24 protein-coding genes are annotated in these 14,991 nt (G+C 43.3%); 4 read left to right on the top strand and 20 right to left on the bottom strand.

Going from position 1 to position 14,991, the window contains the following annotated elements:
• Positions 1 to 20: 20 nt before the first annotated feature.
• The gene (locus tag RMZ95_RS14395) at positions 21 to 518 is read right to left on the bottom strand and encodes a hypothetical protein (RefSeq protein ID WP_322672239.1); all 498 of its coding nucleotides are present in this window, start codon (positions 516 to 518) and stop codon (positions 21 to 23) included.
• A gap of 78 nt (positions 519 to 596) precedes the next feature.
• Here RMZ95_RS14395 and RMZ95_RS14390 point away from each other — a divergent pair, with 78 nt between their 5' ends.
• Genes RMZ95_RS14390 through RMZ95_RS14380 form a run of 3 tightly spaced genes read left to right on the top strand, consistent with a single transcriptional unit; the run spans position 597 to position 1,614 of the window.
• Positions 597 to 866, top strand: a complete 270-nt coding sequence (locus tag RMZ95_RS14390) for a hypothetical protein (RefSeq protein WP_322672238.1) — start codon at positions 597 to 599, stop codon at positions 864 to 866.
• Entirely contained in the window at positions 796 to 1,335 is a 540-nt protein-coding gene (locus RMZ95_RS14385; protein ID WP_322684800.1) for a hypothetical protein, read from the top strand. Before RMZ95_RS14390 ends, RMZ95_RS14385 begins: the two co-directional genes overlap by 71 nt.
• 36 nt (positions 1,336 to 1,371) lie before the next feature.
• Positions 1,372 to 1,614, top strand: a complete 243-nt coding sequence (locus RMZ95_RS14380) for a DUF6745 domain-containing protein (RefSeq protein WP_322684827.1) — start codon at positions 1,372 to 1,374, stop codon at positions 1,612 to 1,614.
• A 481-nt stretch (positions 1,615 to 2,095) separates the two neighbouring features.
• On the opposite strand, the gene RMZ95_RS14375 is transcribed toward RMZ95_RS14380, so the two are convergent.
• Positions 2,096 to 2,554, bottom strand: coding sequence for a DUF29 domain-containing protein (locus RMZ95_RS14375; protein ID WP_322672236.1), 459 nt, complete (start codon positions 2,552 to 2,554; stop codon positions 2,096 to 2,098).
• 203 nt (positions 2,555 to 2,757) lie between these two features.
• Entirely contained in the window at positions 2,758 to 3,120 is a 363-nt protein-coding gene (locus RMZ95_RS14370) for a helix-turn-helix domain-containing protein (protein WP_094328443.1), read from the bottom strand.
• Positions 3,121 to 3,360: 240 nt separating this feature from the next.
• On the opposite strand from RMZ95_RS14370, the gene RMZ95_RS14365 reads away from it, so the two are divergent.
• Positions 3,361 to 3,828, top strand: a complete 468-nt coding sequence (locus RMZ95_RS14365; protein ID WP_322684799.1) for a hypothetical protein — start codon at positions 3,361 to 3,363, stop codon at positions 3,826 to 3,828.
• A gap of 161 nt (positions 3,829 to 3,989) precedes the next feature.
• On the opposite strand, the gene prfA is transcribed toward RMZ95_RS14365, so the two are convergent.
• From prfA to rplF, 17 genes are all read right to left on the bottom strand, one after another.
• The gene (gene prfA / locus RMZ95_RS14360) at positions 3,990 to 5,087 is read right to left on the bottom strand and encodes a peptide chain release factor 1 (protein WP_322684760.1); all 1,098 of its coding nucleotides are present in this window, start codon (positions 5,085 to 5,087) and stop codon (positions 3,990 to 3,992) included.
• A gap of 103 nt (positions 5,088 to 5,190) precedes the next feature.
• The gene (gene rpmE, locus RMZ95_RS14355) at positions 5,191 to 5,433 is read right to left on the bottom strand and encodes a 50S ribosomal protein L31 (RefSeq protein ID WP_012410697.1); all 243 of its coding nucleotides are present in this window, start codon (positions 5,431 to 5,433) and stop codon (positions 5,191 to 5,193) included.
• A 182-nt stretch (positions 5,434 to 5,615) separates the two neighbouring features.
• On the bottom strand, positions 5,616 to 6,032 hold the full coding sequence (rpsI, locus tag RMZ95_RS14350; protein WP_104906415.1) for a 30S ribosomal protein S9: 417 nt from the start codon (positions 6,030 to 6,032) through the stop codon (positions 5,616 to 5,618).
• Positions 6,032 to 6,487, bottom strand: a complete 456-nt coding sequence (rplM, locus tag RMZ95_RS14345) for a 50S ribosomal protein L13 (RefSeq protein WP_322672303.1) — start codon at positions 6,485 to 6,487, stop codon at positions 6,032 to 6,034. The genes rpsI and rplM overlap by 1 nt, the downstream gene beginning before the upstream one ends.
• Before the next feature lie 128 nt (positions 6,488 to 6,615).
• Entirely contained in the window at positions 6,616 to 7,464 is an 849-nt protein-coding gene (truA, locus tag RMZ95_RS14340) for a tRNA pseudouridine(38-40) synthase TruA (RefSeq protein WP_322684797.1), read from the bottom strand.
• Between the two features lie 117 nt (positions 7,465 to 7,581).
• Entirely contained in the window at positions 7,582 to 7,932 is a 351-nt protein-coding gene (rplQ, locus tag RMZ95_RS14335; protein ID WP_100901254.1) for a 50S ribosomal protein L17, read from the bottom strand.
• A 32-nt stretch (positions 7,933 to 7,964) separates the two neighbouring features.
• Positions 7,965 to 8,912 carry a DNA-directed RNA polymerase subunit alpha gene (locus RMZ95_RS14330; protein ID WP_322672233.1) on the bottom strand — a complete coding sequence of 316 codons (948 nt, stop codon included), beginning with the start codon at positions 8,910 to 8,912 and terminating at the stop codon, positions 7,965 to 7,967.
• A gap of 402 nt (positions 8,913 to 9,314) precedes the next feature.
• Positions 9,315 to 9,710, bottom strand: a complete 396-nt coding sequence (gene rpsK / locus RMZ95_RS14325; protein WP_069070761.1) for a 30S ribosomal protein S11 — start codon at positions 9,708 to 9,710, stop codon at positions 9,315 to 9,317.
• Between the two features lie 54 nt (positions 9,711 to 9,764).
• Positions 9,765 to 10,145, bottom strand: a complete 381-nt coding sequence (gene rpsM / locus RMZ95_RS14320) for a 30S ribosomal protein S13 (protein WP_104906411.1) — start codon at positions 10,143 to 10,145, stop codon at positions 9,765 to 9,767.
• Between the two features lie 115 nt (positions 10,146 to 10,260).
• Positions 10,261 to 10,374, bottom strand: coding sequence for a 50S ribosomal protein L36 (gene rpmJ, locus RMZ95_RS14315; RefSeq protein ID WP_015129703.1), 114 nt, complete (start codon positions 10,372 to 10,374; stop codon positions 10,261 to 10,263).
• Positions 10,375 to 10,491: 117 nt separating this feature from the next.
• Positions 10,492 to 10,716, bottom strand: a complete 225-nt coding sequence (infA, locus tag RMZ95_RS14310) for a translation initiation factor IF-1 (protein ID WP_006276978.1) — start codon at positions 10,714 to 10,716, stop codon at positions 10,492 to 10,494.
• A gap of 234 nt (positions 10,717 to 10,950) precedes the next feature.
• The gene (locus RMZ95_RS14305) at positions 10,951 to 11,505 is read right to left on the bottom strand and encodes an adenylate kinase (protein ID WP_322684761.1); all 555 of its coding nucleotides are present in this window, start codon (positions 11,503 to 11,505) and stop codon (positions 10,951 to 10,953) included.
• A gap of 2 nt (positions 11,506 to 11,507) precedes the next feature.
• Positions 11,508 to 12,818 (bottom strand): preprotein translocase subunit SecY, encoded by a 1,311-nt coding sequence (secY, locus tag RMZ95_RS14300; RefSeq protein ID WP_104906409.1) that lies wholly within the window; start codon positions 12,816 to 12,818, stop codon positions 11,508 to 11,510.
• 74 nt (positions 12,819 to 12,892) lie between these two features.
• Positions 12,893 to 13,336, bottom strand: coding sequence for a 50S ribosomal protein L15 (rplO, locus tag RMZ95_RS14295; protein WP_322684762.1), 444 nt, complete (start codon positions 13,334 to 13,336; stop codon positions 12,893 to 12,895).
• A gap of 102 nt (positions 13,337 to 13,438) precedes the next feature.
• On the bottom strand, positions 13,439 to 13,966 hold the full coding sequence (gene rpsE, locus RMZ95_RS14290; RefSeq protein ID WP_322672230.1) for a 30S ribosomal protein S5: 528 nt from the start codon (positions 13,964 to 13,966) through the stop codon (positions 13,439 to 13,441).
• Between the two features lie 93 nt (positions 13,967 to 14,059).
• The gene (gene rplR / locus RMZ95_RS14285; RefSeq protein WP_099101131.1) at positions 14,060 to 14,422 is read right to left on the bottom strand and encodes a 50S ribosomal protein L18; all 363 of its coding nucleotides are present in this window, start codon (positions 14,420 to 14,422) and stop codon (positions 14,060 to 14,062) included.
• Positions 14,423 to 14,424: 2 nt separating this feature from the next.
• Entirely contained in the window at positions 14,425 to 14,973 is a 549-nt protein-coding gene (gene rplF, locus RMZ95_RS14280; RefSeq protein ID WP_322672228.1) for a 50S ribosomal protein L6, read from the bottom strand.
• Positions 14,974 to 14,991 lie beyond the last annotated feature (18 nt).

Raw genomic sequence — 14,991 nt, 5'->3', positions numbered from 1 at the left:
TGAATATTTTGATTTGCTGTTCATGTGTTACTTGTTTCTCCAGAACCATCTCGCACTTTCAGCAATTGCTCTTTTGCCATCCCTAATATCCGTGAAAGGGGCGCTAATAAACTATCATCAAATGCTTCTCCAGCATAAATATTATTCAGTTCAGTTGGAGATAATTTAAAGGTGTCGCAGAATTTAGCAAACTCCTGATTACTCAAGTCAAGCTCTTTTTGCCTATCTTGAAGTAAAACTGCGATCGCTCTAGTTCCATACTTTGGACGTTCACTAGTTTTTACATATTTTTCCATTAAATAATATACTTTCCTGGTATCGCCTCCCAGTTTTTTAATTAAATCAGTACAAGCCATTTTTAGTGCTTTTTTTAAAACTTCTTCTTCATTTAAAAACTTAATAATTTCGCCAGCATATTCTGGTTTAAAAAATCCCACTAAATCACCTTTATGGTAAACTGGGATATAAGGCTCATTTGATTCAAAATGCCAATCTAATGGTTCGTTGCGTAGTGACATAGCTGCACCCCTAAATATTTTAAGATTGCACCATTTTAAAACCATTTATTCCTTAACTGCCAGTAAAATACTCTAGCTTTGGCGATTAGAAATCGCAGCTATACAGACAAAACACACCTCTGTGGGTTCCAACTTGCTGGAACCCATGCAGACGGACTTAGTTTGTACAGCCATTACGTATTTCTACCAGAACCTTTAACTCAGCCAAAATTAGCGATGCGATCGCCTCGCTCATTACCAAGGTTCCAAGCGATTGTGTTCTACAAAATAATTATCGATGATTACAAAACTGACATCTCAACAAGAAGAATCCATCGCATCTTATCAGCAAAAATGGAGAGCGATTAATTTATCTATAGAGCGTATAAATCGCAATAGAGTATTGGCTGTACTAGAAGATGTATACAATTTTTATGCTGAAAGTTTTACAATGCCTGAAATCACTTTTTTTGAGAGTCCGTATGCTGCTTTTAGTGCTGAGTTAAGACTTGCAACAGCTAACTTCAACGGTCTTAGTGATGATGAAATTATTAATCAGGTAGCTAGCTTACAAACTATTTGTGGCGAAGGTCAACCAAGAACTGATTTATGGTGGGATTTAAATACGGAATTATATCCAAGCGGACTGAATCCTCAAATCAGTCTAGAAATTTGGAAAGTTTTAGATGAAAATCTTACGGATAAAGTAGGTAGTAGAATTCATACGCAATTATGGAATGTTTTATGGGATTGGCTTTGCGAAAGGTTAAGTAGTGAGTTGAAAGATTGTCCTGACGCTTTTGGTCGTTTTTACGATAACTTTATTTATCCTGATTAGGAATGGGCAAGCTATGCTGGACTATTCGACTATTGCATCAATGAACTAGATTGCCAGCATAACCAGGAGCAATGGCAGGTTTACAAAGATTTATGTACTGAGTGTGGTTGGTGGTTTATACCAATGCCTATACATTACATAATTTGTGATAGACCTACAAAATTACTGCTTGATAATTACGGCAAACTCCATGCTGATGGAGAAACTGCAATTCAGTTTGCTGATGGTTTCGGTTTATACGCTCATCACGGTAAAGTTGATTCAATTTGTTTTCCCTAAAGTTATTTACTCTGTCTTGTCGTCAAAGGTCAGGCTCAAACCCAACGAACTAAGCATCCCGTTGTCAAGAAACTGTCAAAATCAACACCAATAAACAAAAAGCAGCGTAAATTTTCTTAGGCTTTAAGAATTTAACTCAGTTTGTAAAATAACTGCGGTAATTTATGATGCCTAATTTTTTATTCTCCCAAAATTTACGCTAACACTTATTTTTTGTCCAAAGTCCAATAATAATCGGGGGAACAATATTGAGTTTCGCAATGTTCCTTTTCCAAATTGAGGAAGTTTGACTAAGTAGGTGTGTGCAATTAACTTTTAGTAGCTTTTCAATCAGTACAACGTTTTCATGTCAATCTATTTATATATTTAATTCAGCTTTAATTCAGCCCACCTACTTACTTACAAATATTGGGCATCATCTGTTAGATCAAGGGATAACGTGTCTCTAAATAACAAATGAGCGTCATAAAAATAGTAGGAATTATCCTTCCCATTCTTGACGAGTATCGCACAGAAAATTGTCTGCGATCGCATCATCAAATAAATAGGGGCAATGCTCTGGAAAAGTTCGTAATGGTAAGTTAGTTTCTCGTAGCGCCAAATCGACTCCCGCTTCAAAGCCATCTAACAAGGCTTCTTCTGTTCGAGACTTTAAACTGGGGTTCTGTCGTAAATGCCTATGGATGGCGCGGCGCTGTTCTCGAATTGTTAAAAACCAACTGCGAGAGCGTTGTTCGGGTTGATACTCCCACTTCAAGAGATGACCGAGTAATACACTCAGACGGCTCACGAGTTCCCGATACTCCTGTCTCCCTAAAGCTTGAATTTCCTCTTGCAGGTGTTGCCAGTCCAGTTCCATAACTAGCCTCTGCTCTAACGCTTTAGCCTGCTGCTGTGTCCAGCCATAGAAGTCTTGGTCATACAAAAAAGGTTTGTCCATAGAGTTAAGAAACGAGAGCTATAGCGCTTCTGGGTTCAGTCCAATACAGACCTAACCCCCAGCCCCTTCCCTACAAGGGAAGGGGAGTAAAATTCAAAGCCTCTCTCCTAAAAGGAGAGAGGTTTGGAGAGAGGTCAGAGTATACTGCATACAAACGAGAAACGTTATATTTTAATGATTTCAATTCAATTCTGAACAAATATTCAACTAGCCTTCGCCTCATCCCCGGATGCTTCAGCCACAGCCGCCAATCTCTCCGCCGCAGCTTGGACAATTTGAGCCACTTGGGCCAAAGGCATGTGCTGGATTTGTCTAAGAATCAGACTCAAATCTGAGGTTTCTGGAATTGGCTTGCCATCAATGCAGCTGATTAACTCTTCCATTGTGTAGCCTGCTTTCGATGCGATTCGAGCCAAATTTTCTGTATCTGGCACCTTCACACCTTTTTCCCACATCTGAACAGCAGTAGCAGATACTCCCAAAAGCTTACCAAACGCTCGCTGACTCATTGAACCGCGAGCTAGTTTAATGATTTCAATCAGTTTTTGTTTGCTTTCGATCTTCACTGCTTATATAGCTAGCCAACTTTATTTACAAGTCTACTTTCAATATTACAAGTTTACTTTTATATTGACAGCCTTGTGTTTTAGTACTAAACTATATCTCTAGTTGTAAGTCGGCAACTACAGGCATCAAGCTAGTAGACTAACCCATCTATCTTTAACCAACCCAAAAAACTTAGTTTGCTACGGCGCTTGTGCTAGTAGCTTAACTTTGCTGCGAAGAAATAATATCGAAGGTGCATCATGTTTCGCAAGCCACGCAAAATTAACCAATATCGCCGCAAAGGAAAAAACCTTATAGCCACTAATAAAATTAAACCAGAACAGTGGAACATTTCTGACGCAGAAACCAAAGAAGCTTTAAAAGTTAAAGGCTACGATGTTAAGCAAATCAAAAAAATCCGCCTTTTGAAGCATCAAGTGTGTATTTCTTACTGGGATGCAAAAGGCAATATATGCAGCAGCTTTTTTAGCTATCGGATTTTTGCGCGTTGGCAAGAAGAAGCCCAAAAGTTAATTTATACCTGTCAAACCCTAAAGGAATGGGCAAAGCTAAATTACGTCATGAAGTACGAATTTGCCTATTACCTAGGACTTACGCACTATACAAATCAACCAAAACGTGTACTACGGTATTTAGTCTTTTCAGAGGCTTCAGATAACCCTGATTTATTCCGACATTTGCGATCGCTGGATGCAAAACATGGCTAAAATACCCAAATTGTGTTTAGTACTTATGTACGATGCGTAAGTCCTATTACCATTATCCCAGTGAAATGGAAGATGCACTCCACACGATACTAGAAAACCACCTGTGTGTGTTAAAAGGAACAGTACAACAAGTGGTTTTACAGGAATCTTAATAGCAAAAATTAGTTAGCAGCAGAAGTCGCTAACTCCGCGAGACGTTCTTGTTGGTCTAGAGATATACAAGATTGGATAAGCGTTTCTAAATCACCATCCAAAACAGGGTTAAGAGAATAATTCTGACCTAAGCGGTGATCGGTAGCGCGGTTATCTTTATAATTATAGGTGCGAATTTTTTCCGATCGCGATCCAGTACCAACCTGCGATCGCCGCATGGAAGTTACAGCTGCTTGTTGTTCGCTTAACTTGATTTCGTACAACTTCGCCCGCAGAATTTGCATGGCCCGTTCTTTGTTTTGCAACTGGCTGCGTTCTTCTGTACAGAAAATCCGAATCCCTGTCGGTTTGTGCATCAAGTCAACGGCTGTTTCCACTTTGTTGACGTTTTGTCCGCCAGCACCGCCAGAACGAGCTGTGGTCATTTCAATATCTTTCGGGTCAATGTGAATTTCCACATCATCGACCTCTGGCATTATCGCTACGGTGGCTGTGGAAGTATGAACCCGTCCACCAGACTCAGTTGCCGGCACGCGCTGCACGCGATGTACTCCAGCTTCAAATTTTAACTGGCTGTAAACATCATTACCTTTAATTTCGAGGATGACTTCTTTCCAGCCACCCATTTCTCCTTTAGATTCGCTCACTAGAGAAACTTTCCAACCTTGAGTCTGGGCATAGCGGGTGTACATCTGCATCAAATCGCCAGCCCAAATGCTTGCTTCATCGCCACCAGTACCAGCGCGAATTTCCAACATGATATTCTTTTCATCATTGGGGTCGCGTGGTAGCAGTAAGACTTTTAAGCGAGACTCTAAATGTTCTATTTTTTCTTCAAGTTCTTTTACTTCCAGTGATGCCATTTCTTGCAACTCTGGGTCACTTGCAGATTCTTTGTAAACTTGACGCGCTCCGGTCAAGTCTTCTTGGGCTGCTTTCCAAATTTCATAAGTATTAACGACCTCTTCCAAAGAAGAACGAGACTTAGCAATTTCTTGATATTCATCAGGATTGCTAGCAGTATCAGGGTCGCCAAGACGACGTGTTAATTCATTAAAAGTTTGTTCAACGGATTTTAGTTTGTCCAGTAAGTATGATTCAGCCATGACGATTGCGATCGCTCCTTAAAAAATAACAAATTGGCTCGAGCATATAAATGAAAATCGACCCAGCTGATGCAGGGCCGTCGTTAACAGCAGAGCCAACCCGCTACTTTTTGGTTTGTTCGTCGCCAGATGTTTGAGTGCTGCTCATGCCGTACTTGCGGAGGAAGCGCTCTACTCGACCTTCAGTGTCAATAATCTTCTGAGTGCCGGTGTAAAATGGGTGATTTCCAGACCAAACATCTACATGCAATTCTGGCTTTGTAGAGCCAATAGTCATAACGACTTGACCGTTGCAGTAAACTTTAGCATCTGGATACCACTTGGGGTGAATATCAGCTTTAGCCATTGTTCTTTTTGTGATGAATCTATATCAATTATAACTTTCAGGTTTCAATTGGGGTTAGGGATTGGGGACTGGGGACTAGGGATTGGGGACTGGGAAAGAGATAAAAAACCGACTTTTCCTAATACTCAATCCTTAATACCTAATTTACTCTACCCAGTATCCAGTACCTAGTCCCCAATCGCTTATCGCTTAGAGTACTGAGGTGCTTTCCGAGCTTTATGTAAACCATATTTCTTCCGCTCTTTTGCTCTGGGATCGCGAGTCAAATAACCTTCGGTTTTCAAAGGTGGGCGGTTGTCTGGGTCGAGTTGGCACAAAGCACGAGCAACTCCCAAACGAACAGAATCAGCCTGTCCGGTCAAGCCGCCGCCTTCTGCTTTTACCAAAATGTCATACTCGTTTTCTAGTCCCAGAGTTTCCAGGGGTGCTTTAATCACTCCCAGGTAGTTGGGGTTGAATTGGAAATACAAGGTTCCATCTTTACCGTTCACAATCAGTTGACCAGTGCCTGGAACCAAGCGTACCCGTGCTACTGCGTTCTTACGACGGCCAGTACCCCAGTATACGGCGCGACCGCTATTAGCATCTGCTACTACCATTAATTTTCTTCTCCAGGAATTGTACTAACTTTTAGTTCTTTAGGTTTTTGAGCATCATGAGGATGCGTAGGCCCAGCGTAAACTTTCAGCTTGGTGAACAACTGCTTACCGAGGCTATTTTTAGGTAGCATACCTTTAACAGCTTGTTCTAAAATCCGCTCTGGTATGCGCTCTTGCAGTTTAGCGAAAGTTTCGGTTTTCATCCCACCAGGGCGACCAGAATGGCGGCGGTAAAGCTTTTGAGTGCGCTTTTTGCCTGTAACTGCTACTTTCTCGGCATTGATGACGATTACGAAGTCACCTGTATCTAAATGAGGCGTATATTCGGGTTTCTTTTTGCCTCTTAATACCTGAGCGATTTCGCTGGCGAGGCGACCGAGGCGTTTATCGGTGGCATCTACTATGTACCACTCACGCTCAAGGGTTGCTTGAGAAGGAAGGTATGTTTTAACTATTGTCATTTGTCATTTGTCCTTTGTCATTTTTAATTTGTCATTAGTCATTTGTCCTTTGTCATTTGTTATTTGTCCTTTGTCATTTGTTATTTGTTATTTGTCCTTAGTTATTCACTAATGACCAATGACTAATGACCAATGACTAATGACTCTTGACTAGTGACGAACTTTGGCAAGGTGTCGTACCAAATCTCTTTTGGAAAGGGAAAATCGGGATAGCCGACTCGCAACAAGCACAAGCCTTGAGGCGGTGCGGCATATTTCACTTCTTCCCGACGTTCTTCTTTCCAGAGTTCGGTGAAGCTAGAAAGTGTTCGTTCTCCAGAACCTACTTGTACCAGCATCCCTACCAACAGCCGTACCATGCCATACAAAAATCCATCTGCCTGTATTTCAATATGGATAAATGGCCCACTGCGACGACACTCTGCTGCTTGCACCTCTACCCAGGAATGCGATCGCTTTGAGCCTGCACGGTGGAAAGCAGCTAAGTGATGCTTTCCCAAGAGAGGTTTCAAGGCAGCTTGGATTAAAGATTCATCCAGGGGTGCATAATAATAATGCCAACTGAAGGGTCTTACAAACAAGTTAAGCCGATCTTCAGTATATATTGTGTAGCGATACCGTCGATAGGCTGCACTAAAGCGAGCGTGCCAACGGTTATCGACACTAGCTGAAGCCCTGATTAATATATCTGGTGGCAGGTAGCTGTTGAGGATTGTTGCCCACTTGTGAGGCGGAATAAAACCTGTAGCTTCAAAATGGGCTACTTGAGCAGCAGCGTGAACTCCTGAATCGGTTCGCCCAGCCCCATGTAGTGTTACATGATGCCCAAGAATAGTCGCGATCGCAATTTCGATCTCTTCTTGGACTGTCCGGTGTTGTTTTTGCCGTTGCCAGCCATGAAAATGAGTGCCCAGGTATTGGATTACCAAGGCTACTCGATGAGTTTGTGTAGGCTGGGGGCTTTCTAACATACAGATTTTGTCCTTTGTCATTTGTTTTTTGTCATTTGTCTTTTATCAGTTGTCCTTTGTTATTCACTAATGACCAATGACTAATGACTAATGACCAATAACCAATGACTAAATGACTTAAACCAATTCAATTATTGCCATTTTTGCATTATCACCCCGACGCGGTACGGTATGCAGGATGCGGGTATAACCGCCCTGGCGATCGCCATATCGAGTAGGAGCTTGCTCAAATAGAGCGTGAACTAGTTGTTTGTCGAAGATATAGCCAAGAGCTTCCCGACGTGCTGCCAAGGAGCCATTTTTAGCTAGAGTGATCATTTTTTCCACTTCACTGCGGAGAACTTTCGCTCTAATTAAAGTGGTGGTGATCTTACCATGACGGATCAGCTCGGTGGCAAGCGATCGCAGTAAAGCACGGCGTTGATCGGCTGGTTTACTGAGTTTTTTGACGCGACAACGGTGACGCATAATTATGCACTATGAATTATGAACGGTTTTTCTTAAGGGTGTTTAGAGCCTCTTTCCATTGGCAGGGTGATGCCCAAGCGTCGCTGCAAAGCTTCCACGACTTCTTCTGCTGACTTCTGCCCAAAGTTCTTAATTTCTAAGAGGTCTTCTTGGGTATAATCCAACAAATCTGCCACAGAGTTAACTTGTGCCCGTTTGAGACAGTTATATGCCCGCACAGAAAGTTGCAACTCTTCGATGGGTATCTGGGCAGTTGGGTCGTCTGGAATATCCGAACCTGTGTCTGTTGGTTCTAGGGAGATGTCCTTCAACGGGTTGAATAAATCTACCAAGATCGCAGCAGCAGAAGATAGTGCTTCTTGAGGAGAAACACTGCCATTTGTCCAAACTTCCAACAGTAGTCGGTCTTTTGGAATCAAGCCTTCCCCACGAGATTCTTCAACACTGTAGTTGACTTTTCGCACTGGCATAAATATCGAGTCGATTTGAAGAAAATCCAACGATGTGGCTTCTTCACGTCCTCGCTCTACAGTGCGATAGCCTTTGCCTTTCTCGATCCGAAATTCCATTTCCAGCTTTCCACCCTCAGCGATGGTGGCTACATACTGGGTCGGATCGATGATTTCTACTTCACTGGGCAAATCAAAATGCGCCGCAGTGATTGTTGTTGGACCGGTAACGAGTAATCTCCCAATCTGAGGCTGCGAAGAATAGTTTTTCAGGATAACTTCCTTCATTCTCATGAGGATTTCCAGCACATCTTCCCGCACGCCCGGAACTGTAGCGAATTCATGTGAAACGCCCGCAATCCGCACTGCTGTAACTGCTGTACCTTCTAAATTAGACAGTAAAACCCGCCGCAGTGCGTTGCCAACAGTTGTTCCTTGACCGCGTTCTAGAGGTTCCAATACAAATTTGCTGTAATGGTTCCGACTTTCTTCGGTATTCGACTCTACACATTCAATTTGAAACTGCGCCACGGATGAGCCTCCCTTTTTCTAAGGTGCTGCTAGCAGACAAATCAATTGCCTCCAGAATTGACTGCCAATTTTCGATTTTGGACTTTGGATTTTGGATTGTGCTTCTTTCGTTCATGCTCCACTTCTTAATTATTGGCGGAACAAATCTTAAATCATCAACTTAAAATCCACGAGGCCCAGCACCCTTATAGTCGGGTTCAATCTAAAATCGCAAACCTAAAATCCAAAATTGATTAATAATATTTTGGGTAGCCCGAAGTTTAGCAGCTTTCCCGACGGGAAAATCTGACGTGCTTCTGGTCGCCCAACCTTTAACTCAATGACAGTTTGAACGTTAGACGCTCAAGTGGTCATTGCTGGCTGTAACTTTTCGTCCTCACTGCCCAGCCCAAGTCTTGGTATTTAAACTCGACGGCGCTTGGGTGGACGACAACCATTGTGAGGAATCGGGGTAATATCCCGAATCAGTGTAATTTCCAGTCCTGCTCCTTGAAGTGCCCGAATAGCGGTTTCTCTACCTGCTCCTGGACCACTGACCATTACCTCTATTTGGCGCATTCCTTGATCGATAGCTCGGCGAGCTGCACTTTCAGCTGCGGTTTGCGCTGCAAAGGGAGTTCCCTTTTTTGCTCCCTTAAAACCGCTAGAACCAGCGCTAGCCCAGGATATGACATCTCCATTTTGATCGGTAATGGTGACAATGCTATTGTTGAAAGTAGACTGGATGTATGCCATTCCACTGGGTACATTCCGTTTCTGCTTCTTGCTCCCGGTTTTTTTAGTTGGTTGTCTCGCCATACTTGTTTAGTTGATTTAAGGTAAAACTTGCTCGCATTAGCAAGCGTTGCAAAATTATTTCCCTGGAGCCTTTTTCTTCCCGGCCACTGTCTGCCTTCTGCCTCTACGGGTTCTGGCATTGGTGCGAGTTCTTTGTCCTCTGACTGGTAAGCCCATACGATGACGACGACCTCTGTAGGTACCAATGTCAACTAAGCGCTTGATGTTCAAAGACTCCAAGCGCCGCAAGTCGCCTTCAACTTGATAGTTGGTTTCTATTTCCCCTCGTAGGGCTGTCACATCGGCATCACTTAAGTCCTTAACGCGAGTGTCTGGGTTCACACCAGTAGCCGCTATAATTTCTTGAGAACGTGATAAACCAATTCCATAGATGTAAGTCAGACCGATCTCGACGCGCTTATCGCGTGGAAGGTCTACTCCGGCAATACGTGCCACAATGAACTCTCCCTATTGTTCTCGCAATTACTGTTGGTTGGAAAAACGTGATTAATCGCGTCTTTTCGTTTTAATGATGATATGCGTCCTGCAACTAGCTCTATTGGTAAGAGCGTTATCCTTGACGTTGTTTGTGCTTGGGGTTCACGCAAATCACCATAACGCGACCACGACGTTTGATCACGTTACATTTTTCACAAATTTTCTTGACAGAGGCTCTAACTTTCATGCCTTTTATTTTTTGACTCCAAATATAAAATTATAGCATTTTTAGGAAAATTAATCCAGTTAAATGACTAAGAAACAGTCAAAAAAATGGTTTTATGGTATAATTCTCTACATATAGTTACTTCTTTCGTAGTCGATAGGTGATTCTGCCTTTGGTCAAGTCGTAGGGGGTTAACTCTACCTTGACGCGATCGCCGGGCAAAATCTTGATATAATTTCGGCGAATCTTGCCGGAAATGTGTGCTAGCACATTAAAACCATTGTCCAAGTCAACGCGAAACATCGCATTGGGCAAGGACTCTGTAACCGTGCCTTCCATTTCAATCAAATCTTGCTTAGACAATTTGTTTTTTCCTCAACTCAACAATTTCGTGTTCAGTTGCAGCGCTTCATCTGCAAAGAAACACATTTTAAGAAATATATCAACAGTTTATTAATATATCTTAGCTAAAATTGATCTTTTTTTTGTAGAAGGGCATGGCGCATGGGGCATGGTGCATTGGGCATTGGGAAAGAATTACTGTAGGTAGCTCCTCCCATACTTCCTTGTCTCCCTCATGCCCTCGCCCTTTCTTTTTCAAGAAGCGATTACCTTTTGTAGTTCATTAGTGACATCTTCTTGGGACTGATTGCCATTGACTGTTAGGAGTTTTTTGCGATCGCCATAATAATCAATTAAAGGTGCAGTTTCCGCGCGGTACACTTCTAAACGACGACGAATCACTTCTTCAGTATCATCTTTTCGTCCTCTAGCTAGCAAACGCGCGATGACAATTTCATCTGGTGCATCTAAATTGACTACCTTTTCGCCACCTTGATATATTGCTTCGAGTAACTTCTCCAAAAAAGCTGCTTGGGTCACTTTTCGGGGAAAGCCATCAAGAATCCAACCATTTTTGGCATCTGGTCGATCGAGGCGTTCCTGTACCAAGTCCTGCACTAGCTGGTCAGGTACTAACTCGCCGCTATCAACATAGCTTTGAGCTTTTATTCCTAAAGGAGTCTGCTCTTTCATGGCTTGTCTTAATATTTCACCAGTAGAAATATGGGGGATATTCAAGTGTTCAGCCAAAGTTTGAGCTTGTGTTCCTTTACCCGCTCCAGGTGGTCCCAAGAAGATTAATCGCGTCACTATTATTTCACCATTCCTTCATAGCGCTGAGAGATGACATAAGTTTGGACTTGTTTGGCTGTCTCAATTGCCACACCAACTAAAATCAACAAAGATGTCGCACCGATGCCCCGGAAAGTTTTTACATTCAAAGCGCTTTCCACGGCTGTGGGGATAATAGCGACGAAGCCCAAAAAGATCGCACCCAAAAAAGTTAGTCGGTTGGACACGCGTTCGATATACTCGCTAGTTGCCTTGCCGGGACGAATTCCAGGAATACTAGAACCCATTTTCTTCAAGTTCTGTGCTACATCTACTGGGTTGAGAATCAACGAAGAATAGAAGTAGCTGAAGAAAACAATGGAAATCATGTAGACCAAGGCATAGACCCAAGAGCTAGAACCGCTTGGACTCAAATAAGTGTTAACTATATTCGCCAAATCGGCATTTTTAGTAAAATTGGCGATCAGCAGTGGCAAACTGAGGATGGCAGCAGCAAAAATAATTGGCATCACACCGCCTTGATTTAGCCGCAGTGGCAAATAGCTACGCTGCTCGGCTAAAACTCTCCGACCTACTTGGCGACGAGCCGAAATAATTGGGATGCGGCGCATTCCTTCCTGAACAATCACAATACCAACAATTGTTGCGAGGAAAACTAAGATCAGGACGATTACGCGACCCACTGCTTCCCGACCGCCGACTTGCACCAAGTCGATGGTATCGCCTAAAGCTTTTGGTAATGACGCAACAATGTTGACAAAAATCAACAAAGATGCCCCGTTTCCAATACCCCGTTCTGTAATTAGTTCTGATGCCCACATGACGAACATAGAACCAGCAGTCAGAGCGATCGCAGTTTCAGCGACAAAGATTGGCCCTGGCTTTAAGGCGAATTGCTGGAGGAATAATGCCGAAAAAGCTGTACTTTGAAGAATTGCCCAACCTACAGTGACATAGCGGGTAATTTGCGATATTTTTCGCCGACCTGCTTCGCCTTCATTTTTCTGTAAATTTTCTAAAGATGGAATCGCCGCAGTAAGCAATTGGATGATAATAGACGCATTAATGAAGGGCAAAATTCCTAAAGCAAAGACTCCCAAAGTCGAAAGTCCTCGCCCGGAAAATATATCCAATAAGCCAAATATGGAATTACTGCCCGATATGGCTTCGGCAAATCTTGGTCTATCAATCCCTGGAACGGGTAAGAAAATACCCAGGCGAACCAAAATTAAAATACCGACGGTGACAAGCAGCCTACCTCTGAGACCAGCTGCCTGCGCCATCTGCATAAAAGTTTCTTGAGCCGTTGGGGCTTTATCTCGACTGATCATAGAGTGCTACCTTTATAGTGAACCAAGCACTGGCAGCGAGTTGGCTTGCATTTAAGTGCGCTGTTCCGGCTCACTCATAAGACTTCACAACTACCACCAGCTGCCTCAATTTTGCTACGAGCTGAACCTGTGAAAGCTGCCGCTTGTACCTTGAGCGGAATGCTCAATTCCCCGTTACCTAAAATTTTCAATGGCCCTTTGACAGCAGTCAGGATACCTGCGGCTTTCAATGAGGTCAAAGTTACTTCCGTATTCGCGGGAAGAGAGGCTAGCTTCTCTACATTAATCGTAGTGTAAATCCTCTGATTAACAATCGGAAAGCCCTTCAGTTTAGGTAGGCGGCGGTACAATGGCTGTTGACCACCTTCAAAACCTGGTCGAGTCCCGCTACCAGAACGAGATTTTTGACCACGCATACCTAGACCTGCACTAGCACCTTGACCAGCAGAAATACCTCTAGCTACACGGCGCTTACGTTTCTTTGAGCCTTTTTGCGGCTTAACATCATGGAGTCTCATAAGTTATCAAGTTCTCATTTGTCGTTTCTCATTTGTCATTTGTCATTTGTAGTTGGTCATTTGTTCAGAACAAAGGACAACTGACTAAGGACAAATGACTAATTAAATGTAGAGACTTTCAATAGGAATACCGCGATCTTCCGCGACTTCAGAAAGAGTCCGCAATGTAGATAAAGCATTGACTGCTGCTCTAGCATTATTGAGCGGATTGTTGGAACCAAGTTGCTTGGCTAAGATGTTACGAACTCCTGCCAATTCCAACACAGTCCGCACAGCACCACCAGCAATTACCCCAGTACCAGGTGCGGCTGGACGCATAATCACTTTTGCACCGCCACCGACACCATTAATGGGATGGGGGATGGAGTTGGATTTAGTAATTGGGATATCAATGAGGTGTTTTTTGCCGTCAGCTACGCCTTTTTTAACTGCGCCAATTACATCTGAAGCTTTGCCTACTCCGACTCCAACTTGACCGCGTTCGTTACCAACGACAACGATCGCTCGGAAGCTGAGTTTTTTACCACCTTTGACCACTTTACTTACGCGGCGGATTTGGATAACCCGCTCTTGCCAAGTGGTTTCTTCTTTTTTGGCACGCTTTGTTCTACTTTTACGCTCTGTTGCCATAATCTATGCTCTGGTGAACGTCATTTGTCAGTTGTCATTTGTCATTTGTCCTTTGTCATTTGTCCAATAACTAATGACTAATGACCAATGACTTTAGAAATCTAAACCAGCTTCGCGTGCTGCATCAGCTAGTGCTTTGACACGACCATGATATAAGTTACCACCACGATCGAAGACTACTTTGGTGATGCCTTTTTCTAGCGATCGCACTGCGATCAACTTCCCAACTTGTACCGATGCATCACGGTTTGCACATGACGCTAAACTAGATTTCAACTCTGGTTCTACAGTCGATGCTGCCACGATGGTTTGATGCTGAGTATCATCAATTATCTGGGCATAAATATGCTCATTGGAACGAAATACCGCTAAACGCGGACGTTCTGGGGAGCCAATAACTTTGCCACGAACGCGTCGATGACGACGGTTTTTTGATTCTCTACGAGTAAGTTTCATTTCTACTTCTTACCACCCTTACCAGTCTTACCAGCTTTCCGTCTGACCACTTCACCGGCATAGCGGATGCCTTTACCTTTGTAAGGTTCTGGTGGACGAACAGCACGAATTTTGGCGGCTGTGTTACCGACGATTTCTTTGTCATAGCCGCTAACAATGACGTTAGTGGTACCTTCTACGGCAAACTGAATTCCATCTGGTGGTTCAATTTGCACCTGATGGCTGTAACCCATATTCAAAACTAGGTTACGCCCTTGAATTTGTGCCCTATAACCCACACCTTGAATTTCCAAACGGCGCTGAAAACCTTGGGAAACTCCCTCGACCATGTTGGCAACTAAAGTGCGGCTCAAGCCGTGCAATTGCTTCGATATCCGAGTTTCATCCCGACGATTTACGTGTAATATTTCCCCCTCTTGAGAGAGTGAGACATTATCTCTGAGAGTGCGAGAAAGTTCTCCTTTCGGGCCTTTCACCACAATATTCGTACCATCGATCGCCACTTGAACTTTGGCGGGAATAGTAATTGGACGTTTACCAATACGTGACATGACTTTTTGTCCTTTGTT

The sequence above is a fragment of the Nostoc sp. DedQUE07 genome, assembly GCF_034530975.2.
In the GTDB taxonomy this organism is placed as follows: domain Bacteria; phylum Cyanobacteriota; class Cyanobacteriia; order Cyanobacteriales; family Nostocaceae; genus Nostoc.
The sequence above is the reverse complement of the archived record's forward strand: the minus strand, read 5'-3'. Positions and strand labels throughout refer to the sequence as shown.

What these genes read in the sequence shown, in the direction of transcription:
- secY (WP_104906409.1), bottom strand. Translation starts at nt 12,818, where the DNA reads ATGATCAGTCGAGATAAAGCCCCAACGGCTCAAGAAACTTTTATGCAG.
- rpsK (WP_069070761.1), bottom strand. Translation starts at nt 9,710, where the DNA reads ATGGCGAGACAACCAACTAAAAAAACCGGGAGCAAGAAGCAGAAACGG.
- truA (WP_322684797.1), bottom strand. Translation starts at nt 7,464, where the DNA reads ATGTTAGAAAGCCCCCAGCCTACACAAACTCATCGAGTAGCCTTGGTA.
- prfA (WP_322684760.1), bottom strand. Translation starts at nt 5,087, where the DNA reads ATGGCTGAATCATACTTACTGGACAAACTAAAATCCGTTGAACAAACT.
- RMZ95_RS14395 (WP_322672239.1), bottom strand. Translation starts at nt 518, where the DNA reads ATGTCACTACGCAACGAACCATTAGATTGGCATTTTGAATCAAATGAG.
- rplQ (WP_100901254.1), bottom strand. Translation starts at nt 7,932, where the DNA reads ATGCGTCACCGTTGTCGCGTCAAAAAACTCAGTAAACCAGCCGATCAA.
- RMZ95_RS14385 (WP_322684800.1), top strand. Translation starts at nt 796, where the DNA reads ATGATTACAAAACTGACATCTCAACAAGAAGAATCCATCGCATCTTAT.
- rplF (WP_322672228.1), bottom strand. Translation starts at nt 14,973, where the DNA reads ATGTCACGTATTGGTAAACGTCCAATTACTATTCCCGCCAAAGTTCAA.
- rpsI (WP_104906415.1), bottom strand. Translation starts at nt 6,032, where the DNA reads ATGGTAGTAGCAGATGCTAATAGCGGTCGCGCCGTATACTGGGGTACT.
- rplO (WP_322684762.1), bottom strand. Translation starts at nt 13,336, where the DNA reads ATGAGACTCCATGATGTTAAGCCGCAAAAAGGCTCAAAGAAACGTAAG.
- RMZ95_RS14365 (WP_322684799.1), top strand. Translation starts at nt 3,361, where the DNA reads ATGTTTCGCAAGCCACGCAAAATTAACCAATATCGCCGCAAAGGAAAA.
- rpmE (WP_012410697.1), bottom strand. Translation starts at nt 5,433, where the DNA reads ATGGCTAAAGCTGATATTCACCCCAAGTGGTATCCAGATGCTAAAGTT.
- rpsE (WP_322672230.1), bottom strand. Translation starts at nt 13,966, where the DNA reads ATGGCAACAGAGCGTAAAAGTAGAACAAAGCGTGCCAAAAAAGAAGAA.
- RMZ95_RS14375 (WP_322672236.1), bottom strand. Translation starts at nt 2,554, where the DNA reads ATGGACAAACCTTTTTTGTATGACCAAGACTTCTATGGCTGGACACAG.
- rplR (WP_099101131.1), bottom strand. Translation starts at nt 14,422, where the DNA reads ATGAAACTTACTCGTAGAGAATCAAAAAACCGTCGTCATCGACGCGTT.
- rpmJ (WP_015129703.1), bottom strand. Translation starts at nt 10,374, where the DNA reads ATGAAAGTTAGAGCCTCTGTCAAGAAAATTTGTGAAAAATGTAACGTG.